Source organism: Pseudomonas sp. PICF6 (assembly GCF_009831705.1).
Lineage (GTDB): Bacteria > Pseudomonadota > Gammaproteobacteria > Pseudomonadales > Pseudomonadaceae > Aquipseudomonas > Aquipseudomonas rhizophila.
This window is the reverse complement of the sequence record NZ_WUUD01000028.1, coordinates 48,580-49,217: the sequence shown is the minus strand read 5'-3', so window position 1 is coordinate 49,217 and position 638 is coordinate 48,580. Positions and strand designations below refer to the sequence as shown.

The following is a 638-nucleotide window of genomic DNA, read 5'->3' as shown; positions in this document are numbered from 1 at the left end:
CCGGTCAGGTTGCCCATCAAGTTACCCACCGCTGAGAAGCGCGACAGCGAAATCAATGAACCGTAGTCGGTGTATTTGTATTCCGGCAGGGCCTTGCCTTCGATCCGCAGCTTCAGGGATTTGGCCAGCAGCGAGGCTTGCTGATGCGCGGCCTGGGCACGGGGCGGAACGTTGCGATCGCTGCCGGGTTGCGGGCAGGCGGCGCAATCGCCGAAGGCGAAGATGTTCTCGTCACGGGTGGTCTGCAGCGTCGGCAGCACCTGCAGCTGGTTGATCCGGTTGGTCTCCAGACCGTCGATTTCCTTGAGGAAGTCCGGGGCGCGAATCCCGGCGGCCCAGACTTTCAGGCTCGCGTCGATGACCTTGCCATCGACGGTGATCAGGCTGTCGGCTGTCACCTGGCCAACAGCGGCGTTGGTCATGACATTGACCCCAAGTTTCTCCAGGGTCTTGTGCACAGGGCCGCCGATGCGCTCCGGCAAGGCCGGCAGGACTCGCGGTCCGGCTTCGATCAGGGTGATGTGCATGTTCTCCGGTTTGATCCGGTCCAGGCCATAGGCTGCCAGCTCATGGGCGGCGTTGTGCAGCTCGGCCGCCAGTTCAACCCCCGTCGCACCGGCGCCGACGATGGCAACGCT

Annotated in this window: 1 protein-coding gene; it reads right to left on the bottom strand. The window is 63.8% G+C overall.

Annotated features, from left to right (window positions below; translation table 11 throughout):
* On the bottom strand, positions 1–638 hold a 638-nt coding region (locus tag GSM73_RS27605), incomplete at both ends, for an NAD(P)/FAD-dependent oxidoreductase (protein WP_256676986.1).